This is a genomic window from Microbacterium sp. JB110, from assembly GCF_003335195.1.
Taxonomy (GTDB): Bacteria; Actinomycetota; Actinomycetes; order Actinomycetales; family Microbacteriaceae; genus Microbacterium.
Genome location: NZ_QPGM01000002.1, coordinates 217,097 through 239,076 on the forward strand (window position 1 = coordinate 217,097; position 21,980 = coordinate 239,076).

Here is a 21,980-nt window from a genome sequence, read left to right on the forward strand (position 1 = left end):
GGTGCTTTTCTACATCCTCAGGCGGGTCCTGCAGGTCATCCCGGTGTTCCTCGGGGCGACGCTGCTGATCTACTTCATGGTGTTCGCCATGCCCGGTGACCCGATCGCCGCGATGTTCGGCGACAAGCAGCCGGCGCCCGCCGTGCTCGCTGAACTGCGCGCGCAGTACATGCTCGACCAGCCGTTCATCGTGCAGTATCTGAACTACCTCGGTGGCATCTTCCGCCTCGATTTCGGCACCACGTTCAGCGGGCAGGATGTCATCGACGTGCTCGCGCGTACGTTCCCTGTGACATTGCGCCTGGCAGTCGAGGCCGTTGCGATGGCGTTCATCCTCGCCATCGTGATCGGTGCGCTGTCGGCGTTCTTCAAGAACACGTGGTTCGACCACGCAATGCTTGTGTTGGCGCTCGTCTTCGTCGCTGTTCCGGTCTTCGTGGTCGGCTTCTTCGCGCAGTACTTCATCGGCGTCCAACTCGGTTGGGCTGACCCGACCGTGGGATCGAACAACGGCTGGCTCGGGCTGCTCCTGCCTGCGATCACGCTGGCGTTCAGCGTGTACGCGACCAGTATGCGGCTGACCCGTGCGTCGACGATCGAGACGATGGGCCAGGATTGGGTACGCACGGCGTACGGTAAGGGGCTACCGCGGCGTCGGGTCATCCCCGTGCACGTGCTGCGCAACTCGCTCATTCCGATGGTGACCGACATGGGCACCGTGTTCGGCATCCTGATGGTGGGTGCCACCGTGACGGAGGGCATCTTCAACATCCCTGGCGTGGGCAACACTCTGTATCAGGCGATCCTGAAGCACGAGGCACCGACGATCGTGTCCTTCGTGACCGTGTTCGTCGTCGTCTATGTGCTGATCAACCTGCTGATCGATCTGCTCTACGGCCTGCTCGACCCGAGGATCCGCTATGTCTCGTAGTTCTCATTTCGTCGCTCCCGTCAAGGACACCGAGGTCGTCGTCGATCGCATCGAGGTCGGTGAGAAGCGCAGCAACCTGTGGCTCGACGCGTGGCGCGATATGCGCCGCCGTCCGCTGTTCTGGATCGCCTCGGTTGTCGCGTTGATCGTCGTAGTTATGGCGGTCGTTCCGCAGCTGTTCACCAACGTTGCTCCGTCTGGCGGCGCGTGCAGTCTGATGTACAGCAATGAGGGAGCAGAGGCCGGGCACCCGCTCGGCTTCACCCGCCAGGGCTGCGACATCTGGTCGCGCATCGCCTGGGGTGCGCGCACCTCGGTGGTCGTCGGCCTGCTCGCCACGCTCATCGGCACCGTGATCGGGCTCGTGATGGGCGCCTTCGCCGGCTTCTACGGCGGGTGGCTCGACTCACTGCTCTCGCGAGTCGGGGACATCTTCTTCACGATTCCCTACATCATCGCCGCGATCGTGGTGATGACGGTGATGCCGCAGGACCAGCGCACCATGCTGACGCTCGCGTTCGCGATCGGCGGGTTCGCCTGGGCAAGCACAGCACGCATCGTGCGAGCCGAGATTCTTCGCGTGAAGCAGTCCGACTTCGTGATGGCATCGATCGCGCTCGGCATGGGGCGGTTCAAGACCATGCTCGTGCATGTGCTGCCCAACGCAATGGCTCCCGTGATCGTGGTCGCGACGCTCAGCCTCGGCAACGCGATGGTCGCCGAGTCGGTGCTGTCGTTCCTCGGCGTCGGCCTCGGCGGCGACACCGTCTCGTGGGGTGCCGACATCAGCCAGGCGCAGACGGCGATCCGCACGGCGCCGATGGCGCTGATCTGGCCGTCGCTGGCGCTGACGACTGCGGTGCTGGCATTCATCATGCTGGGCGAAGTTCTGCGCGACGCCCTTGACCCGAAGGCGAGGGCACAGAGATGAGCGAGAACACACTCCTCTCCGTCCGCGATCTGTCGATCTCGTTCGGCAAGGGCAAGAAGCAGCGCGAGGTCGTGCATGGCGTCGACTTCGACGTCTACGAGGGCGAGACGGTTGCGATCGTCGGCGAGTCCGGATCCGGCAAGTCGACCACGGCGACCGCGATCATGGATCTGCTTCCCGGCACCGGCAAGGTCACGGCGGGTTCGGTGCAGCTGTCGGGCCGGGAGCTGACGACCGTGAAGCGCGCCGAGATGGAGAGCCTTCGCGGCCGCGAGATCGGCTACGTTCCGCAGGACCCGATGTCGAATCTCAACCCGGTCTGGTCGATCGGATTCCAGGTCAAGGAGACCATCAGGGCCAACGGTCTTGCGAACAACCGCAAGGACGTGCACCGGATGGCCGTCGAGGTGCTGCAGAACGCGGGGCTCGCCGACGCCGAGCGGCGCCTGCACCAGTTCCCGCACCAGTTCTCCGGCGGTATGCGCCAGCGCGCGCTGATCGGCATCGGCCTCGCCGCAGATCCGACCCTGCTGATCGCCGACGAACCCACCAGCGCCCTCGACGTGACGGTGCAGCAGGTGATCCTCGATCACCTCGCAAAGCTCACGCGCGACAAGGGCACATCGGTGCTGTTCATCACGCACGACCTCGGCCTGGCCGCGGAGCGCGCCGACCGGATCATCGTGATGAGCAAGGGCGAGATCGTCGAATCGGGCCCGAGCCGGGAGATCCTCGAGGCGCCGCAGCATCCGTACACGCGCCGACTCGTCGACGCTGCCCCGAGCTTGGCGTCCACGCGCATCCAGGCGCAGGTGCAGGAGTCGGGAACCGCGGCCACGACCACCGCGCTCACGGATCAGGCAGCCATCGTCGAGGTCCGCGACCTCGTCAAGGAGTACTCGATCCGCAAGGGCGGGTTCCGCAGCGAGCCGTTCCGCGCCGTCGACAACGTGTCGTTCCAGATCCCGAAGGGGCGCACGCTGGCGCTGGTCGGCGAATCCGGATCGGGCAAGTCGACCGTTGCGAAGATGGTGCTCCAGCTGGAGAAGGCGACCAGCGGCTCGGTGCTGATCGAGGGTCGGGACACCACGGAGATGTCGCACCGCGATGTGTTCAGCCTGCGCGGGCGCATGCAGCCGGTGTTCCAGGACCCGTACGGCTCGCTCGACCCGATGCGCTCGCTGGGTGCGCTGATCGCGGAGCCGCTGGGGATCCACGGCATCGGTGATCAGGCATCGCGCCGCGAGCGCGTGTACGAACTGCTCGATCAGGTGGCACTGCCGAAGGAACTCGCCTCGCGCTACCCGAACGAGCTGTCAGGCGGGCAGCGTCAGCGCATCGCGATCGCGCGCGCCCTGGCGCTGAAGCCGTCGATCGTCGTGCTCGACGAGGCCGTCTCCGCGCTCGACGTGCTGGTGCAGGATCAGATCCTGCAGCTGCTCAGCGAGCTGCAGAGCGAACTCGACCTGACGTACCTGTTCATCACGCACGACCTCGCCGTCGTCCGTGTCGCCGCCGACCTCGTCGCGGTGATGGAGAAGGGGCGCATCGTCGAGCAGGGCTCTGTCGACCGGGTGTTCGACTCGCCTGAACAGGAGTACACGCAGCGACTGCTGAACGCGATCCCTGGCCGGGGCCTCGCTCTCGGCGCGAACTGACGCAGAAGAGACGAACGCCGGATGCCCTGAGAGGGGCATCCGGCGTTCGTCTATAGGGTGGGGACATGTCAGAAGCTTCGAGCGCCTCCGAGCGGGTCGTCTTCCGCTCGGTCGGGGGACCGGTGTGGATGACGGTGACCTCGATCGTGTGCGCCCTGCTCATCGGCGACATGCTCATCCGGGGCACGCTCGAGCAGGCCGTGCTGGTCAGCCCGTGGCTGCTGCTTCTGCTGTGGTTCGTCTACCTGTTCCTGTTCGCGCCGAGGATCGTCGCGACTCCCGATGGCGTTGCCGTGCACAACGTGCTGCGGGTCACGCAGCTGAGCTGGGGCGCGATCGAGTCGATCACCGCCAGGTGGCAGATCGAGTTCCGGATGAAGGAGCCGTTCGGCGACAAACCGGTGCAGGCGTGGGGCGCCCCCACACAGCGACCGTCGCGCTCGCCCAAGAAGGAGCACCCGAGCTCGGGCCAGATAGAGCGTCTGCGCGCCATGCTCGAGGAGGCGCCGGCGCAGGCTGCGACACGTGCGATCAGGTGGGACGTTCCAGGCCTCGTCGCGGGAGCCGTGATCGTGATCTGGCTGCTCGCGTCGATCGCCGTCTCGCTGTGACCTGCGGATTCCTGTCCATCCGCTGACCGGAGCTCCGCCCCGCCGCTATAGGATGGAACGTCCCACTCTTGGGGCGACAATCCACTCACGGCAAGGAACTTCATGGCGCACGCCCTCCGTACCGACCTGAGAAACGTCGCGATCGTCGCGCACGTCGACCACGGCAAGACCACGCTGGTCGACGCCATGCTCCGGCAGACGGGGTCGTTCGGCGACCACGAGCACGTCGACGAGCGCGCGATGGATTCGAACGACCTCGAGCGCGAGAAGGGCATCACCATTCTCGCCAAGAACACGGCGATCACGTACAACGGTGAGCACACCGACACGCCGGTGACGATCAACGTCATCGACACCCCTGGCCACGCCGACTTCGGCGGCGAGGTCGAGCGCGGTCTGTCGATGGTGCACGGCGTGGTTCTGCTCGTCGACGCCAGTGAGGGCCCGCTGCCGCAGACGCGCTTCGTGCTGCGCAAGGCGCTCGAGGCGAAGCTGCCGGTGATCCTCGTGATCAACAAGACCGACCGTCCTGACGCGCGCATCGAGGATGTCGAAGGCGAGGCGCAGGACCTGCTTCTCGGCCTGGCCGGCGACCTCGTCGACGACGTGCCCGACCTCGACGTGGACGCGCTCCTCGACGTGCCGGTCGTGTACGCATCCGGTCGTGCGGGCGTCGCGAGTGAGACGCGCCCCGCCGATGGCTCGCTTCCCGACAGCGAGAACCTCGAACCGCTGTTCGACGCGATCCTGAAGCACGTGCCGGCTCCGAGCTACGACGACGAGGCGCCGCTTCAGGCGTGGGTGACCAACCTCGACTCCTCCGCGTTCCTCGGTCGTCTCGCCCTGCTGCGCGTGTTCAACGGCACGCTCAAGAAGGGTCAGACAGTGGCGTGGCTGCGCAGCGACGGCACCACGCAGAACGCCCGCATCACCGAACTGCAGATGACGAAGGCGCTGGACCGCTACCCCGCGGAGCAGGCGGGCCCCGGCGACATCGCCGTGATCGCCGGCTTCGAGGACATCATGATCGGCGAGACCATCGCCGACCCGAACGACGTGCGCCCGCTGCCGCAGATCACGATCGACGAGCCGAACATCTCGATGACGATCGGCACGAACACCTCGCCTCTCGTCGGCAAGGTCAAGGGGCACAAGCTCACCGCCCGCATGGTGAAGGATCGTCTCGACCGCGAACTGATCGGCAACATGTCGATCCGTGTCAACGACATCGGACGTCCTGACGCCTGGGAGGTGCAGGGCCGCGGCGAGCTGCAGCTCGCGATCCTCGTCGAGAACATGCGCCGCGAGGGCTTCGAGCTCACCGTCGGCAAGCCCCAGGTGGTCACGCGCCGTGACGAGAGCGGCACGCTGCTCGAGCCCTACGACCAGCTGACGATCGACGCGCCCGAAGAGTACCTCGGCGCGATCACCCAGCTGCTCGCGGCACGTAAGGGCCGCATGGAGGGCATGACAAACCACGGCACCGGCTGGATCCGGATGGAGTTCATCGTGCCGTCGCGCGGGCTGATCGGCTTCCGCACGCAGTTCCTCTCCGTCACGCGAGGCACCGGCATCGCCAACACGCTCTCGTACGGGCACCAGCCGTGGGCCGGGGCCATCGACTCGCGCCCGCAGGGATCGATCGTGGCCGACCGCGCCGGCGTGGTGACGCCGTTCGCGATGATCGCCCTGCAGGAGCGCATGTCGTTCTTCGTCGGTCCCACCGAAGAGGTCTACGAGGGCATGGTCATCGGCGAGAACTCGCGCGCCGATGACATGGACGTGAACATCACCAAGGAGAAGAAGCTCACCAACATGCGCTCGGCCACGGCCGATTCCTTCGAGTCGATGACGCCGCCTCGGCGCCTGTCGCTGGAGGAGAGCCTCGAGTTCGCAGGCGACGACGAGTGCGTCGAAGTGACGCCAGAGGCCGTGCGCATGCGCAAGGTGGAGCTCGACGCGACCGCCCGCGGCCGTGAGACCGCGCGCCGCAAGCGCCAGGACGCGAACGCGTAGCACCTCGCGAAACGGCGGCCCAGGCGATAGATCGCCTGGGCCGCCGTTCTGTGCGCTGCGACGGCCGGAGCGTCGTTCGGGTGCGACAGATTGCGCCAAGAATCGAGCTGAAGGTGCATTCGGGGTACCGGAATCGGCCGGATGAGGTGCTCAGCGAGCGTGCGTAGGGTGGGAACATGCAGTGGGTGATGAAGGCGCTTTCGTGGCTCGGCGCCGTCTTGGCCGGCGCGATCTTCGGCGTCGCCGGTACGATCTGCTACGCCTCGGCCGTGCTCAAGCCGGCCGGGGGACTGATCGTGATCCCGCTCGGGCTGATGCTTGCGGCCGTCGCCTGTCTCGGGCTGCTGCTGGCGATCCGGCTGCTTGCTGACGACCGCGGCGCCGTGCTCGGCGCGGGGCTCGGCATGCTGATCGCGCTGTACGTGTTCTCCCTTCAGGGTCCTGGCGGTTCGGTCGTGGTGCCGCAGGTGGCGGAGGGCGAGGCCCCGCTCGGCATGATCTGGGCGTGGACGCTCGCCATCGTCGTGCTCCTGGTGGCGGCCTGGCCCGATCTTCGCCCGGCGCGCGCGGCGCGCGCCAGGCAGGTTGACGCAGCTTCTCCCGACGAATCGCGCTGAGGCGTCCCGCCCGCTCCACCTGCGCACTGCCGGCGCAACCACTGACGGCTCCGCGCACTGCGCCGACGATCAGCCGCGACGGATAGAATCGTTGGTGTGACTTACGTGATCGCCCTTCCCTGCGTGGATGTCAAAGACCGTGCGTGCATCGATGAGTGCCCGGTCGACTGCATCTACGAGGGGGAGCGCAGCCTGTACATCCATCCGGACGAGTGCGTCGACTGCGGTGCCTGCGAACCGGTGTGCCCGGTCGAGGCGATCTACTACGAGGACGACCTGCCTGACGAGTGGCAGGACTACTACACCGCGAACGTCGAGTTCTTCGACGACGTGGGCTCGCCGGGAGGCGCGGCCAAGGTCGGTGTGATCCCGAAGGATCATCCGGTCATCTCCGCCCTGCCGCCGCAGGCGGAGTGAGCCGTCGCATGTCGATCAACGATCTCGACGACTATCCGTGGGATGCCGTCGTCCCGTTCCGTGAGCGAGCGGCGGCACATCCGGGCGGTCTGTGCGACCTGTCGATCGGTTCTCCTGTCGACCCGACTCCTGCCGTCGTGCGCGAGGCGCTCCTGGCGGCGACCGACGCGCACGCGTACCCCGCGACCGTCGGGACGGACGAGCTGCGGGCCGCGATCTGCTCGTGGTACGAACGCCGCCGGGGCGTGGCGGGGCTCCAGCCGCGCAACGTTCTTCCGACGATCGGTTCCAAGGAGCTCGTCGCGCTGCTGCCGACACTGCTGGGGCTCGGTGCAGGAGACGTCGTCGTGCACCCGCGCGCTGCGTATCCGACGTACGCCGTCGGGGCCGCCGTCGCCGGTGCGACCGCCGTCACCGCCGACGACCCCGCCGAGTGGCCGGAGGGGACGAAGCTCGTCTGGATCAATTCTCCCGGCAACCCGGATGGCCGGGTGTGGGGCGTCGACGAGCTGCGGGCAGCCGTCGCACGGGCGCGCGAGATCGGCGCCGTGCTCGCGAGCGACGAGTGCTACGCCGAACTCGGCTGGGAGGGCGAATGGGCCGATCAGCGCATCCCGAGCGTGCTCGATCCGCGTGTTGCCGGTGACAGCCGCGCCAACCTGCTCAGCGTCTACTCGCTCAGCAAGCAGTCGAACCTCGCCGGCTACCGCGCCGCGTTCGTCGCGGGCTGCGGCGACATCGTGTCCGGACTGCTGAAGAACCGCAAGCACCTCGGGCTGATGCTCCCCGCACCTGTGCAGCATGCCATGGCCGTCGCCCTGGGCGACGATGCACACGTCGACGAGCAGCGCGAGCGGTACCGCGCGCGCCGAGACGTGCTCAAGCCCGCGTTGGAGGCGGCAGGATTCCGCATCGACCTGAGCAGCGCCGGTCTGTACCTGTGGGCGAGCGAAGGGCGCGACGCGTGGGAGAGTATGGACCGGCTCGCCGGCCTCGGCATCCTCGCCGGGCCCGGGGTCTTCTACGGCGAGGGCAACGCTCAGCACATCCGGTTCTCACTGACTGCCGCCGACGACCGGATCGCCGCAGCGGCCGATCGATTGCGCGGCGCGTAGGGCGTGCCAGGCAGTCTGTCGCCCGCCGCGCTCATCGCGACGGGCGCGGGTTCTGAGAGACGCGCACGCACGTCCGGTGCCTTGGGCCGACGCACCCCGGAGTCACCGACCATCCGGTGCCCTGCCAGGGCAGCCGGTTTCGAACCACCGCCCTGTGCCCGCTAGGCTGGCCGGGGCCGTCGCGGCGCTATCAGCGCTGGCGGCATGAGACGCGATTGACGAAGATTCGCAAGGAGAAGCCGTGAGCGACGCAGGAAGCCTGCCGGACAAGGCCACACTGACCGTCGGCGACAAGACCGCCGAACTCCCCGTCCTGCAGTCAGCAGAGGGCCGCCACTCCGTCGATGTGTCGACCCTGATGAAGCAGACCGGTTACACGGCGCTGGACTACGGCTTCGTGAACACGGCATCGACCAGATCCGACATCACCTTCATCGACGGTGAACAGGGCATCCTGCGCTACCGCGGCTACCCGATCGACCAGCTCGCCGAGAATGCCACCTTCCTCGAGGTCGCGTGGCTGCTCATCTACGGCGAGCTGCCGTCTGCCGACGAGCTGGCGTCGTTCGACGAACGAATCCGCCGGCACACGCTCCTGCACGAGGACCTCAAGAGCTTCTTCGGGGGGCTGCCGGCGGGCGCACACCCCATGTCGGTGCTCTCATCGGCGGTGTCCGCGTTGGAGACGTACTACGAGGGACAGACCGATCCGGCCAATCCAGAGCACGTCGAACTCAACATCATCCGGCTGCTGGCGAAGCTTCCCGTCATCGCGGCCTACTCGCACAAGAAGTCGATCGGGCAGGCGTTCCTGTACCCCGACAACAAACTCGGCTACGTCGAGAACTTCCTGCGCCTCAACTTCGGCACGATGGCCGAGGACTACGAGATCAACCCCGTCATGGTGCGGGCGCTCGAGCGACTGCTCATCCTGCACGAGGACCACGAGCAGAACGCCTCGACCTCGACCGTGCGCCTGGTGGGGTCGACCGGCGCATCGCAGTTCGCTTCGGTCGCGGCGGGAATCCAGGCGCTGTCCGGCCCGCTGCACGGCGGCGCGAACGAGGCCGTGCTGAAGATGCTCTCGCAGATCCAGGAGTCGGGCGAGGGCGTGGCGAAGTTCGTCGAGCGCGTGAAGAACAAGGAAGACGGCGTGAAGCTGATGGGCTTCGGGCACCGCGTCTACAAGAACTACGACCCGCGCGCGACGATCGTCAAGCAGTCGGCGGACGAGGTGCTCGCCTCGCTCGGCGTCAAGGACCCGATGCTCGATCTCGCCAAGGAGCTCGAGGAGATCGCGCTCAACGACGAGTACTTCCAGGCGCGCAACCTGTACCCGAACGTCGACTTCTACACCGGCGTCATCTACAAGGCGATGGGCTTCCCGAATCGCGTGTTCACCGTGCTGTTCGCGATCGGCCGGCTTCCGGGCTGGCTCGCCCAGTGGCGCGAACAGAACCTCGATCCCAAGACCAAGATCGGCCGCCCGCAGCAGCTGTACACGGGCGCCACCGAGCGCAGCTACCCAGGCATCTGACCCCGCGCCGAAACGCACCGCGCATCTCTTCATTTCTGGCACATCTCCGGGGGTGCACAGCATCAGAAATGTGCCAGATATGAGGAATTGAGGGGGTGCGGCGGCCGGTAGGCTGGAAGCATGACGGATGAGCGTTGGATTTCCGGTGTCGGGCTCGCCACGATCGCGGCGGACGGCACTGTGCTGGATACCTGGTACCCCGCGCCCGTGGCCTCGCGCCTGGGCGACTCCTCTGCCGCGGAGGCGGAGCTGGCTGGCGAGGTCGCAGGCGACGACGTCCGCGGGGTGAAGACGGAGGTCGTCGCGCTCGAGATCGATCTCGACGCCGCGCCGGAATCGACGCCCGACGCGTACCTGCGCCTGCACGCGCTCTCCCACCGACTCGTGCGGCCCAACGACGTCAACCTCGACGGCGTCTTCGCGCACCTGCCCAACAACGCGTGGACCAACGCCGGCCCGATGAAGCCCGAGATCGCAGCGGCCGCGCTGCCCGCCCTGCGCCGTGCGGGCATTCAGGTGTACGCGCAGGACAAGTTCCCGCGCCTGACCGACTATGTGCTGCCTGACGGCGTTCGCCTCGGCGACGCCTCCCGCGTGCGGCTCGGAGCACACCTGGCATCGGGCACTGTCGTGATGCACGAGGGCTTCGTGAACTTCAACGCGGGAACGCTCGGCGCCTCGATGGTCGAGGGCCGTGTCTCGCAGGTCGTCGTGATCGGCGACGGCAGCGACATCGGCGGCGGCGCCTCGATCATGGGCACGCTCTCGGGCGGCGGTACGCACCGCGTCTCGATCGGTCAGCGCACGCTGCTCGGCGCGAACTCCGGCATCGGCATCTCCCTCGGCGACGACTGCGTCGTCGAAGCCGGCCTGTACGTCACAGCAGGAACCAAGGTGACGCTCGCTGACGGCCGTGCCGTCAAGGCGGGCGAACTGTCCGGCTCGTCCGGCCTGCTGTTCCGGCGCAACTCCGTCACCGGCGCTGTCGAGGCGGTCGAGCGATCGGGCGTCGGCGTCGTGCTCAACGACGCGCTGCACGCGTAGCCGCAGTTCTTCGCGTCTCCTGACGCTCTTCTGCGGACAGCAGCGGATTCGACGGCGTCTTGAGGAGTCGAACGTCGGGGACCGGGGCGGAGAGAAATTAGGGTGGGAGGGTGCCCCTCGATCTCACGGCCTCATCTGCCGACATCACGCGATACATCTGCGACATCCCGAGCGTCTCCGACGACGAGACTCGGCTGGCTGACGAGATCTTCGCCGCCGTCTCGGCGCTGACCCACCTCGCTGTCACGCGCCACGGAGACACGATCGTCGCTCGCACTCAGCTGGGCAGGGACCAGCGCGTCGCCATCGCCGGGCACATCGACACGGTGCCGATCAACGCCAACCTGCCGACGCGCGACATCGTCGAGAGCGGCGAAGACGTGATCTGGGGCAGGGGCACCGTCGACATGAAGGCGGGGCTCGCCGTGCAGCTCAAGCTCGCGGCGGAGCTGATCGAACCGGCCGTCGACATCACGTGGCTCTGGTACGACCACGAGGAGGTCGAAGCGGCCAAGAACGGCCTGGGCCGGTTGCAGCGCGAGGCGCCCGAGCTGCTCGAAGCCGACTTCGCCATCCTGGGCGAGCCCACGGCGGGCGAGGTCGAAGGCGGCTGCAACGGCACCATGCGCGCCGTCGTCCGCACTGCAGGCACGCGTGCGCACGCGGGCCGCGCCTGGATGGGCGAGAACGCGATCCACGCCGCATGGCCGATTCTCGAGCGCCTCGCCCGCTACGAGCCCCGCACGATCGCTGTCGAAGGGCTCGAATACCGCGAGGGTCTGAACGCCGTGCGCATTTCGGGGGGCATCGCGGGCAACGTCATCCCTGACGCCTGCGAGGTCGAGGTGAACTTCCGCTTCGCGCCGGAGCGCACCCTGGACGAGGCGATCGCGCACGTGCGCGAGGTGTTCGAAGGCTTCGACATCGAAGTGACGGACGGGGCCTCCGCGGCGCGGCCCGGTCTCGACGCTCCGCTCGCGCGGGAGTTCCTCTCTGCGGTCGGCGCACAGGCGAAGCCGAAGTACGGTTGGACAGATGTGGCGCGCTTCAGCGAGATGGGCGTGCCTGCCGTCAACTACGGCCCCGGCGACGCACTGCTCGCCCACCATGATGAGGAACGGGTTCCCGTCGCGCAGATCGAACGGGTCGAGCGGGGCCTGAGAGCGTGGCTGTCAGCGGCCTGAGCCTGCGGGCCGGCATGACGCGCTCCTGGGCCGCGCTGCCGTCATGGGCGAAGATCGCGGCGGTGTACGCCCTCGCGCGACTCGTCACCGTGGCGCTCGTACTGCTGGCGGCGCAGCTCGCACCGGCGCAGTCGCAGCTCGGATCGCTGAATCCGCTCGGCGACTTCACCCTCGCCTGGGACGCGCAGTGGTACTGGCTCGTCGCGGTCGAAGGCTATCCGGATGAGCTTCCCGTGGACGAGAACGGGCACGTCATACAGAACGCGTGGGCGTTCCTGCCCGTCTACGCCTATGCAGCGAAGGCCGTGGGCGCCGTGTTCGGCGGCAACTGGGCGGTCGGCGCGTTCGTCGTGTCGTTCGTCGCCGGCTACCTGGCATGCCTCGGCCTGTGCGCGATCATCCGGATCAGGCAGGGGCGGGCGCAGGCGATGTGGGCCGTGGCCTTCTTCGCGTTCGGGCCGCTCGCTGCGCTGTTCCACGTCGGATACGCGGAGTCGCTGTTCCTCGCTGAGCTGTTCGCGGCGCTGCTGTGCGTGCTGAAGCGGCGCTGGTGGTGGCTCTACCTGCTCGTGCCGCTGATGGCCTTCACCAGGCCGGGGCTGCAGGCGTTCGCGCTGATGCTCGCCATGTACGGGATATGGCGCTGGTTCACGCGCGGACGCGATCCGTTGCCGGCGCGGGACGTCGTGCACATCGTCGTGATCGGATTGTTCGCGGCCGCTGCGGGATTCGCGTGGCCCGCAATCGCCGGAGTCGTCACAGGCGACCCTGGCGCGTATCTCGACACCGAGCTGGCATGGCGGCGCGGATGGGTGGGCACGGAGGAGTTCGCTCCGGTCGAGGGCTGGTTCGCGGCGGCGGACGTCTGGTTCGCTGTGTGGGGGCTGCCCGCGGGGATGGCACCGGTCGCGGTGGTGGCGCTGGTGGCGGCGCTGACCGCGCTCGTCCTGTTCCTCCCCGCGGTGCGCAGGGTGGGTCCCGAACTGCGGATGTGGGCGGCGAGCTATCTGATCTACCTGCTGCTGGTGTTCTTCCCGCAATCGAGCATCTTCCGGCTGATGGTGCCACTCGCCCCGGCGATGGCGGGCGCCGCTGTCCTGCCCGGATCGGGCCGGCGTGCGAGGCTGGTGAGGGCGGGAGTCATGGTCGTGTGCCTGGCCGGGCAGTGGGCGTGGATCTGGTTCATGTGGGCGCGCGGCAGCGACTACTGGCAGGTGCCGTAGCGCGGGACGGAATACTGCGTCGACACGGCCGGGCGCGTGCCCAGGCACGCCGGGCGGATCCGGATGTATTGCGGCGCGTTTCGAATTCGAGCGGACAGGGAATCGTCGCGAGGCGTCCGACGCGGTTAAACTTGACGTGAGACCTCAAGAAAAGGAGCCCGCTATGGCAGCCATGAAGCCCAGGACTGGCGACGGACCGATGGAGGCCGTTAAGGAGGGGCGCCTCATCATCGTGCGCGTGCCACTCGAAGGCGGCGGCCGCCTGGTCGTCTCGGTGAACGACGATGAGGCGAAGGAACTGCACAGCGTGCTGTCCGGCGTCGTCGAAGGCGCCGCGGCATAAGGCAGCACTGCTGAACCCCCGGGAACCACGCGTTCCCGGGGGTTCAGCACGTCAGGACGTCGCACACGTCTGCCGAGCTGCTCGCCCGGGCCGAGAGCTACTCGTCTGAAGCGATGGTGACCAGCTGCAGCAGGCCCTCGCCCACGGGGGTCAGGGAGGCGATGACGGATGAGGACTCACGCGTCTCGGCGAGGAGCGTGCGATAGGCGGTGGTCAGTTCATCGCGCTGCACCGGATCGGCGACGCGGCCCCCCGAGAGCACGCGCGGGATCAGCACGCACCCTCCTGGACGCGCCAGGCGGAGCCCGTGCTCCACATCCTCGATCACGCTGTCGGAACCGCCGTCGACGAGCACGACGTCGTATGCGGCCTCGTTCATCCGGGGCAGCACTTCCGACGAGCGCCCCGTGATCCAGCGCACGCGCGACGACGGCACGCGCGCGTGCTGGAACGATTCCCGTGCCGCGCCCAGGTGCTCCGGTTCCTTGTCGATCGTGGTCAGGGTTGCACCGAGCGCCCCGTGCAGCAGCCACAGGCCGGACACACCGGCGCCCGTGCCGATCTCGATGATCGAGGACGGCGCGGTTGCGGCGGTGACGAAGGCGAGCTGTGCGCCGAGCGCCGCGCTGACCGGGTTGGCCCCGATTTCGCGGGCGTGCTGTCGCGCCCGAGCGATGTTTTCGGGTTCGACCACGTTCTCGCGCACGAATCGTGCGACGGCTGCCTGCTCACTCATGCTTCTAAGGGTACGTCGCGGGTAATCTGTTTCCGTGGAACTCGGCATGACGTGGGACAAGATCCTCCTGATCGGTCTCATCGCTGTGCTCATCCTCGGCCCGGAACGCCTTCCGACGTATGCCGAGAAGCTCGGTCGCTTCGTTCGCAACGCCCGCGACTACCTGCGCAATGCCCAGGAGCGCGTCAAGACCGAGATGGGTGAGGACTTCGACGACGTCGACTGGCGCAAGCTCGATCCGCGCCAGTACGCCCCCCGCCGCATCGTGCGCGAGGCGCTCCTCGACGACGCGCCGCCCGCACGCGTGGGCGCAGCGGCGGGGGGCAAGCCGCAGTCGCCGTCAGGTCCGCAGGAGTACACGCCTCCACCGCCTCCGCCGCGCCGCAGCGTCTTCAGCTTCGAAGAGCCCCCGCCCCACGACGACGAGGCGACGTAGACGGAACTCCGTCTTGCACCGACAAGACCGGCAGGTGCCCGAAGCGCGATCGAGCGCGCGGCTGCCCGGTGCGCGGATACGCCGGGAGTCTCACCCGATGGATCACCTGTAGCCGCGTGCGCGGCTGCCCGATAGCTTCCGAATCGTCAGGAGATCGACGACGATCAAGGAGCTGCACGATGAAGATCAGACCATTAGCACGCGGCGTCGCGCTCACGCTCGGCGCCGCCGTCGTTCTGTCCGGAGCGATCGTCGCGCCGGCATTCGCAGAGGGCGGGCAGGACGACGAGCCTCTCGGTGCGACCGAGGCGACGGAGGCCGAGATGCCGACGATCGGCGGCAACCTCGGCAGTCAGCGCTACTCGGCGCTCGACGACATCGACCATCGCACGCTCGACCGGCTCGCTCCGGCGTGGCGTACGCACGTATCGGAGGTCGCACCCGCATCGGACGACGCCGGTCAGCAGACGGCACCGATCGTCGTGGGCGGCGTGATGTACTTCGATACGCCATCCGGAGGTGTCATCGCGCTCGACGGGGCGACCGGAGAAGCAAAGTGGAAGTGGGAGAACCACGACATCGGGATGTCGTCCACCCGGCGCGGCGTCTCTGCGGGGGAAGGTCGGATCTACACCCTCGCCGGCGACAATCACGTCGTCGCCCTCGACCAGGACACCGGCGAGGAGCTCTGGTCGGTTCAGCCCGTGGGCGACGAGGGCGAAGACATCGGTCGCGTCGCCAAAGCGGCGACCGTGTACTCCGAAGGCACCGTGTACGTCCACGCCGCCGACGGAGACCGCGGCGCGGTCGTCGCGCTCGACGCGAGCGACGGCAGCCACCTCTGGCACTTCTTCGGCAGCCCGACTCGCGGCGAAGTGTTCACGAACCCGGATGGCTCGACGTTCGACGCGTCCGAGACCTGGGGACCCGCGCCGGCGGAAGGTGAGGAGGACTGCTCCGAGACCGGCGGTGCAACGAGCTGGATCAGCGGCTCTGCCGACCCGGAGCTCGGACTGTACTACGCGACGTTCGGCAACCCGCGCAGCTGTGACTCTTCGCAGGACGGCTCCGGCCGACCCGGCGACAACCTCTTCTCGTCGACGATCGTCGCGCTCGATGTGGAGACAGGGGAGCACCGCTGGCACTACCAGTCGATCCACCACGACGTCTGGGACATGGACAACGTCCATTCACCGACATTCGCGGATACCGAGATCGGCGGCGAGGAGCGACAGGTGCTGTTCTACGGTGCGAAGTCCGGCCATCAGTTCGTGCTCGACCGCGCCACAGGCGAGCCGCTGCGGCCCGTCGAGGATGCGCCGATGATCACGGATGATCGCCAGCACAGCTCGTCGACACAGCCGATCCCGGAAGCTCAGCTGCTCCCGGAGTGCATCGCGTGGCAGAAGCTCGACCCGGAGAACGTGCCGGGAGACCCCTATCGCGGTGTGCCGAACTACAACGGCTATCAGCCGGATGAGGACGGGAACCTGGTGTTCAACCCTGACAGCTACGTCGCGGCGGACGAGGAGCACCTCACCTACCCGGCAGGTGCAGGCGACCACCGCGAGGGATGCCTGTACGACCCGCACTGGGACCAGCCGATCCTGTCGACGACGAGCCCGAACGGCGGTGCGGATTGGTCCGCGCAGGCGTTCAGTCACCGCACCGGTCTCGTGTACTTCCCGTACGGCACCAACCCCGTGGCGCACTGGCGGGAGGCGCGGATGAACGGCCAGCGAGCGATCGGGCAGTACCAGACAGGCGGGATCCTCGCCTATGACCCGACCGACGGTGAAGTCGTCTGGCGCAACCACCTCGGCACGGACATGTCGCACGGGCAGGGCCCGCTCGTCACAGCCGGCGGGCTGCTCTTCGTCGGCCAGGCCGACGGCAGGCTGCTCGCCATGGACGACGACAGCGGTGAGGTGCTGTGGGAGTTCCAGACCGGCAGCTCCATCGGGTCGCCTCCCGTGACCTACACCGTCGACGGCGAGCAGTACCTCGCCGTATTCGCAGCCGGAACGACGAATCCGTACGGACAGTCGATCACCGCGGGAGATTCGATGTGGGCCTTCAAGCTCGACGGCGACTTCACCGCGGAATCCGGCAGCCAGGAGGGGCCGCTCACCGCGCCGCTGCAGATGCGACGGCCGGTGCAGGGCGGCGGTGCCGTCGACGGCGATGACGTGGGCAACACCGTGCTGCTGGCGCGTGAGGATCGCACGTCCGACACGGCAGAGGCCGCGGACAGCGTCAGCCAGACCGCGATGCAGCCGACCCACCTGCGCGTCTCCGTCGGCGAAACGGTGACGTTCCTCAATCCGGGCACGGAGACGTTCCCCGATCACCCGAACCAGCGCGAGCACTGCGCGACGCAGTTCTTCGAAGGTGAGTTCCATGCGAAGCTCGCGCCGGGAGAAAGCTATGAGCACGAGTTCACGCGGCCGGGAGAGTACTTCTTCAACGACTGCACCGACCCGCGCCCGACGGGGAAGATCGAGGTGGTCTTCGACGAGACCGAGCACCTGGACGGCGCGCTCTCATTCCGTCCGGGCACGCTGGCCTTCACCGGGTCCACCTTCAACGACGTGCGCGGGTCCGTTCGTGCGCATCTGGAGCTGCCGAACGGCTACGCGTACGACGGCGGTGCGCAGCTCGTCACGCCCCTCGGGCTCCAGCCGATCGAACCCGCAGACGTGAAGGCGAACCGGAATCGGGTCATCCTGACCTTCGACAAGGCCGATCTCGACAACAACGTGCCGGATGGGGCGACATCGTTGACGGTCGAAGCGAACGTCGCGACCGGCGACGGACTGCATCGCATCGCCTCGAGTGCAGAGGTGGAAGTGAAGAAGTAGCCCGCCCAGTGGCGCCGGGCGCCGCGTCCTCCCAGGGGGACGCGGCGCTTGTGCGTGGACGCGGTTCCATTCGATGAGACGCAGCTTTGCGCCGATGCAGAGCACCGCGAAAGTGGCTGTGCGGCACGAGGCCGCATCGACAGGGAGGTCGGTCATGGGAAGAAGGAAGAAGGACGAGTCCATCTTCGGCCACACGGACACGGCCCTCTCAGCGCCAGACCAGAACGTAGGCGTTCCCCGGGAACCGCTGCCGATGCGGCTGCTCTCCAAGGTCGAGATCGTCGTGGGCTCCGTGTTCTTCGTCGGCATCCTCGTGGGCGTCATCTACCAGGTGCTCGGCCGCTACGTTCCGTCGATCAGCTGGATCGGCGCGGGGGAGCTGGCGCTGCTGTCGATGGTGTCGATGACCTTCGTCATGATCGGATACCTGGTCGGCCGCAACGGCCACGTGACGATCGAGCTCTTCGACCGGCTGCTCCGGGGCGGCCGTCTGTTCGTCGCCCTCCGAGTGTTCTCAGCCGCAGTGGTGCTGATCAGCTGTGCCTGGCTGGCGTTCGAATCATGGGAGAAGATCGGCGCGGAGATGGGCAGGGCGAGTGCGGCGATCGGGCTCCCTGTCGGCATCGTCTACGTGTTCGCGCTGATCGGGTGTGCGTCCGGCCTCATCCACTCAGCGCTCAAGGTCCGCTACGCGAATCGTCCCGAGCGGCGCCTCGAAGTCGATGGGATGTGAGCGCTGATGGATCTCTGGCTCTACATCCTGCTCGTCGTCGGTCTGCTTCTGCTGCGCGTCCCCGTCGCGTTCGCAATGATCCTGCCGAGCCTGCTCTACTTCACCAGCCAGGGCCTGTCGGTCGGCTACGCATCGACCTACATGTTCAACGGCGTGAACAGCTTCCCACTGCTGGCCGTGCCGCTGTTCATCTTCATGGGAACGCTCGCGAACGGGCTCGGCATCGCGACGCGGCTGTATGACTTCGCACGTGCGCTGCTGCCGCGCCTCCCGGGAAACCTCGCCTATGTCAACCTCGGCACCTCGCTCGGATTCAGCTGGATCAGCGGCACCGCATTCGCCGACGCAGCATCGGTCAGCAAGGTGCAGATTCCGCAGATGCTCAAGTCCGGTTACCCGTACGGGTTCTCGGCGGGTCTGACCGCTGCCGGATCGCTGATCAGCTCGGTCATGCCTCCCTCGATCCCTGCCGTGCTCTTCGCGGCCACAGCGTCGATCTCGACGGGAGCACTCTTCGCCGGGTCGATGCTGCCGGCGATCCTGATCGTGGTGGGCCTGGCTGCGTACATCGGAGTGTGGACGTTCTTCCATCGTGAGATCGCGGGCGGCGCGAAGTTCGACGGCAGGATCTTCGCGACCGCGACGCTGCGTGTGCTCGGTCCCGCACTGCTTCCGATCATCGTGCTCGGCGGCATCTTCAGCGGCCTGTTCACGCCGACGGAGAGCGCCGGCGTCGCCGCGCTGGTCACGCTCGTCCTCGGGGCCTGCTATCGCACGCTCACCTGGGAGACGTTCTGGAAGGCGGCGAAGGACACGGTGGTGACGTCGGCGGGCATCCTGCTGATCCTCGCAGCCTCGAATCTCCTCGGCCAGGTGCTCGCCCGCGAGCAGGTTTCGCGCACACTCACCGACTGGCTCACCACGGCGACGGATAGCCCGGTGGTCTTCCTGCTGCTCGTGGTGGTTCTGCTGATCGGCCTCGGGCTGTTCCTGGAGCCGCCGCCCGCGATCCTCGTGATGGTGCCGATCCTTCTTCCGATCGCCGTGCAGTACGGCATCGACCCCGTGCACCTCGGAACGATCACGATCCTCAGCCTGATGATCGGCACGCTGACGCCGCCAGTCGGGGCTGTGCTGTTCGTGATCGGCTCCGTGACCAGGCGTCCGATGGGAGAACTGTTCCGTGCCGTCGTGCCGTTCCTGATCCCGCTGCTCGCCGTTCTGGCCATACTCATCTTCGTTCCGCACGTCTCCACGATCGTGCCCGACCTCCTCGGCCTGTGACGCCGCACTGTGAAAGGACCTGACCGTGACCCGCAAGCTGTACGTGCTCAACGGCCCGAATCTCGACATGCTCGGCGTGCGCGAGCCCGCGATATACGGAACGACCACTCTCGCTGACATCGAGCGGGACTGCGCTCGCGTGGCGGCCGAGCTCGCCTTCGAACTGTGCTTCGCTCAGTCGAACGCTGAGCACGAGATCATCGACTGGCTGCACGACGCCTACCGCGACGCGGCTGGCGTCGTGATCAATCCGGCGGGATTCAGCTTCCGCTCGGTTCCCGTGCTCGATGCGCTCCGCATGCTGACCGTGCCGATCGTCGAGCTCCACATCACGAACATCCACGGCAGAGACGAGGCGCATCGCCACTCGTTGGTGTCACCCGTCGCGACGACGGTGATCGCCGGAGCGGGGGCCTACGGCTACGAACTCGCGATCCGAGCCGCCGATCATTCCATTCGATGAGACGGCGCTTGTCGCACATCGGCAAGCGCACCAGAGTCAGCCCCACATCGCGCAATGATGCGCACACCAGGAGGAATCATGATCACAGCACGAACCACGAAGCGTGCGGCGGCGTTCGCGGCCGCCGCCGCGACGGCGCTCGTCCTCACCGCCTGCGGCGGGGACAGCGGCAGCGGCGAAACGGGCGGCGACGGCGGTGACGTCACACTGTCGGTCTCGCTCACGCAGAACGAGCAGACGCCGAACTACTACTGCGGCATCGAGCTGCTCAAGGAGCGCCTCGAGACCGCCGACGTGGGGATCACGGTCGATCTGTACCCGTCGAGCCAGCTCGGCCCGCACGCGGACCGCTTTCCGCAGGTGCAGTCGGGTGACATCGACGTCGACCTGCTCGGCGGTTCGGAGCTCAGCACCACGTTCCCCGCGATCGAAGCTGTCGATGCCGCGTACGCGTTCGACGACGTCGATCACCTGTTCGACTGGATCGACAACGGGTCCCAGGAGATGTTCGACGCGTTCCACGAGGAGACGGGCGTCAAGATCGTCGACGGCTGGTGGTTCGGCAACCGCACATTCACGACGAAGGACGTCGAGGTGCACGGTCCGGATGATCTGGCGGGCGAGCCCATCCGGTTCCCTGACTCTCCAGGGTTCCTTGCGAACGCCGAAGCTCTCGGTGTCGACAGCCCGGTCTCGGTCGCCGTGGAAGAGGTCTACACGGCGCTCCAGCAGGGCATCGCGGCCGGCCAGGAGAATCCCATCGTCGCCACCCACTCGGCGAGCTACGACGAGATCCTGAACACGATCGTCCTGAACGAGCACAACATCGGCGTACAGTTCACGCTCGTCAGCGACAAGACCTACGAGAAGCTGAACGAGGAGCAGGCGGCTCTGCTCGACGAGACGCTGCACGAGATCCGTGCCGAGAACCGTACATGCGTCGAAGACGAAACGAACGAGATCGTCGACGGCTACCAGGCGGACGATACGTACACGGTGATCGAGAAGGAAGACATCGACATCGACGCGTTCGTCAAGAAGGCGGAGGCGTACTTCGCTGACTACTACGACGGCGACACCCTCGCTGCCTACGAGAGCATCCGCGCGCTCGCGGGCTGACCGAGCACGAGGGAGGGGCGTGGAACCGAGTTCCACGCCCCTCCCTCGTGTCGGCCGGTGGCGCTCAGCCGCCGGCCAGTTCGCGCCCGATCGTGAAGGCCGTCGCCTGGACGAGGGGCGCGACATCGGCGACATCGACCTGTGGGACGGGGCCGCTGACCGACACAGCCGCGACGGGGCGGCCGCGCACCACGACCGCGCTGGCGACGCAGCGCGCCTCGCCGTGAGTGCGCTCGTGCGCCGTCGCGATGTCGCCGTTCCCACCGTCGGTGACCGCGGAGTATGCCAACCCCAGTGCGGTCGCGTCGCGGGGGAAGCGATCGCCGACGCTGGCGGTGGCGTGGCCGGAGCGTCCCCGTGCATCGGTGATGATGATCACGCTGTCGTCGTCGATGACGGCGACGTGCACGTTGTGCCCCGTTGCGTCGCGCAGCCGCTTGATGGCGGGACGCGAGATGTTCCGCAGCCGACGCGGTCGCTCGACGCTCTGGCCGAATTCGAACAGTCGAACACCGAGGTAGAGAAGCGAGCCATCGCGGTCGAGGTAGCCCTCATCGACCAGCTCCGTCGCGATGCGCGACACGGTGGACTTCGGAAGATTCGCCCGCCGTGCCAGTTCGGTGACTGTGAGCCCAGCGCCGTCGTCGCCGAAGGCGTCGAGTACGGCGCTGAGCCGGTCGAGAACGCTGACCGATTGGGTCCACGCCGCGGTGCGCATGCG

At 67.4% G+C, this 21,980-nt stretch carries 21 protein-coding genes; 19 read left to right on the forward strand and 2 right to left on the reverse strand.

Features of this window, described 5'->3' with window-relative positions; genetic code table 11:
• The first annotated feature begins 1 nt into the window (after position 1).
• The 13 genes from CIK77_RS04575 to CIK77_RS04635 all read left to right on the forward strand — a co-directional run bounded on the left by CIK77_RS04575 (position 2) and on the right by CIK77_RS04635 (position 13,627).
• Positions 2-931, forward strand: a complete 930-nt coding sequence (locus tag CIK77_RS04575) for an ABC transporter permease (protein ID WP_087056277.1) — start codon at positions 2-4, stop codon at positions 929-931.
• Positions 921-1,862, forward strand: a complete 942-nt coding sequence (locus tag CIK77_RS04580) for an ABC transporter permease (RefSeq protein WP_087056278.1) — start codon at positions 921-923, stop codon at positions 1,860-1,862. The genes CIK77_RS04575 and CIK77_RS04580 overlap by 11 nt, the downstream gene beginning before the upstream one ends.
• The gene (locus CIK77_RS04585; protein ID WP_087056279.1) at positions 1,859-3,520 is read left to right on the forward strand and encodes a dipeptide ABC transporter ATP-binding protein; all 1,662 of its coding nucleotides are present in this window, start codon (positions 1,859-1,861) and stop codon (positions 3,518-3,520) included. Before CIK77_RS04580 ends, CIK77_RS04585 begins: the two co-directional genes overlap by 4 nt.
• Positions 3,521-3,585: 65 nt before the next feature.
• Complete coding sequence (locus CIK77_RS04590) at positions 3,586-4,131, forward strand: PH domain-containing protein (protein WP_087056280.1); 546 nt, start codon at positions 3,586-3,588, stop codon at positions 4,129-4,131.
• A 102-nt stretch (positions 4,132-4,233) separates the two neighbouring features.
• A complete protein-coding gene (gene typA, locus CIK77_RS04595) occupies positions 4,234-6,147 on the forward strand; it encodes a translational GTPase TypA (RefSeq protein WP_087056281.1) in 1,914 nt (637 codons plus the stop codon).
• Positions 6,148-6,323: 176 nt separating this feature from the next.
• Positions 6,324-6,764 (forward strand): hypothetical protein, encoded by a 441-nt coding sequence (locus CIK77_RS04600; protein ID WP_087056282.1) that lies wholly within the window; start codon positions 6,324-6,326, stop codon positions 6,762-6,764.
• 96 nt (positions 6,765-6,860) lie between these two features.
• The gene (gene fdxA, locus CIK77_RS04605) at positions 6,861-7,181 is read left to right on the forward strand and encodes a ferredoxin (protein WP_087056283.1); all 321 of its coding nucleotides are present in this window, start codon (positions 6,861-6,863) and stop codon (positions 7,179-7,181) included.
• 8 nt (positions 7,182-7,189) lie between these two features.
• Complete coding sequence (dapC, locus tag CIK77_RS04610; protein ID WP_087056284.1) at positions 7,190-8,296, forward strand: succinyldiaminopimelate transaminase; 1,107 nt, start codon at positions 7,190-7,192, stop codon at positions 8,294-8,296.
• A 241-nt stretch (positions 8,297-8,537) separates the two neighbouring features.
• Positions 8,538-9,833, forward strand: a complete 1,296-nt coding sequence (locus CIK77_RS04615) for a citrate synthase (RefSeq protein WP_087056285.1) — start codon at positions 8,538-8,540, stop codon at positions 9,831-9,833.
• 120 nt (positions 9,834-9,953) lie between these two features.
• Complete coding sequence (dapD, locus tag CIK77_RS04620) at positions 9,954-10,877, forward strand: 2,3,4,5-tetrahydropyridine-2,6-dicarboxylate N-succinyltransferase (RefSeq protein ID WP_114347203.1); 924 nt, start codon at positions 9,954-9,956, stop codon at positions 10,875-10,877.
• 110 nt (positions 10,878-10,987) lie between these two features.
• Positions 10,988-12,061 carry a succinyl-diaminopimelate desuccinylase gene (gene dapE, locus CIK77_RS04625; protein WP_087056287.1) on the forward strand — a complete coding sequence of 358 codons (1,074 nt, stop codon included), beginning with the start codon at positions 10,988-10,990 and terminating at the stop codon, positions 12,059-12,061.
• A gap of 14 nt (positions 12,062-12,075) precedes the next feature.
• On the forward strand, positions 12,076-13,284 hold the full coding sequence (locus CIK77_RS04630; RefSeq protein ID WP_087056350.1) for a hypothetical protein: 1,209 nt from the start codon (positions 12,076-12,078) through the stop codon (positions 13,282-13,284).
• A gap of 163 nt (positions 13,285-13,447) precedes the next feature.
• On the forward strand, positions 13,448-13,627 hold the full coding sequence (locus CIK77_RS04635) for a DUF3117 domain-containing protein (RefSeq protein ID WP_087056288.1): 180 nt from the start codon (positions 13,448-13,450) through the stop codon (positions 13,625-13,627).
• A 97-nt stretch (positions 13,628-13,724) separates the two neighbouring features.
• On the opposite strand, the gene CIK77_RS04640 is transcribed toward CIK77_RS04635, so the two are convergent.
• Complete coding sequence (locus CIK77_RS04640) at positions 13,725-14,363, reverse strand: O-methyltransferase (protein ID WP_087056289.1); 639 nt, start codon at positions 14,361-14,363, stop codon at positions 13,725-13,727.
• A gap of 34 nt (positions 14,364-14,397) precedes the next feature.
• Between CIK77_RS04640 and CIK77_RS04645 the strand changes: the two genes are divergently transcribed.
• From CIK77_RS04645 to dctP, 6 genes are all read left to right on the forward strand, one after another.
• Entirely contained in the window at positions 14,398-14,799 is a 402-nt protein-coding gene (locus CIK77_RS04645; protein ID WP_114347204.1) for a twin-arginine translocase TatA/TatE family subunit, read from the forward strand.
• Positions 14,800-14,978: 179 nt separating this feature from the next.
• Positions 14,979-17,660 carry an outer membrane protein assembly factor BamB family protein gene (locus CIK77_RS04650; RefSeq protein ID WP_087056291.1) on the forward strand — a complete coding sequence of 894 codons (2,682 nt, stop codon included), beginning with the start codon at positions 14,979-14,981 and terminating at the stop codon, positions 17,658-17,660.
• A gap of 154 nt (positions 17,661-17,814) precedes the next feature.
• Positions 17,815-18,393 carry a TRAP transporter small permease gene (locus CIK77_RS04655; RefSeq protein ID WP_170934241.1) on the forward strand — a complete coding sequence of 193 codons (579 nt, stop codon included), beginning with the start codon at positions 17,815-17,817 and terminating at the stop codon, positions 18,391-18,393.
• A gap of 6 nt (positions 18,394-18,399) precedes the next feature.
• Complete coding sequence (locus CIK77_RS04660; RefSeq protein WP_087056293.1) at positions 18,400-19,677, forward strand: TRAP transporter large permease; 1,278 nt, start codon at positions 18,400-18,402, stop codon at positions 19,675-19,677.
• Positions 19,678-19,702: 25 nt separating this feature from the next.
• The gene (locus tag CIK77_RS04665) at positions 19,703-20,140 is read left to right on the forward strand and encodes a type II 3-dehydroquinate dehydratase (RefSeq protein ID WP_087056294.1); all 438 of its coding nucleotides are present in this window, start codon (positions 19,703-19,705) and stop codon (positions 20,138-20,140) included.
• 78 nt (positions 20,141-20,218) lie between these two features.
• The gene (gene dctP / locus CIK77_RS04670; protein WP_170934242.1) at positions 20,219-21,259 is read left to right on the forward strand and encodes a TRAP transporter substrate-binding protein DctP; all 1,041 of its coding nucleotides are present in this window, start codon (positions 20,219-20,221) and stop codon (positions 21,257-21,259) included.
• 64 nt (positions 21,260-21,323) lie between these two features.
• On the opposite strand, the gene CIK77_RS04675 is transcribed toward dctP, so the two are convergent.
• Positions 21,324-21,977, reverse strand: coding sequence for an IclR family transcriptional regulator (locus CIK77_RS04675; protein WP_087056296.1), 654 nt, complete (start codon positions 21,975-21,977; stop codon positions 21,324-21,326).
• Positions 21,978-21,980 lie beyond the last annotated feature (3 nt).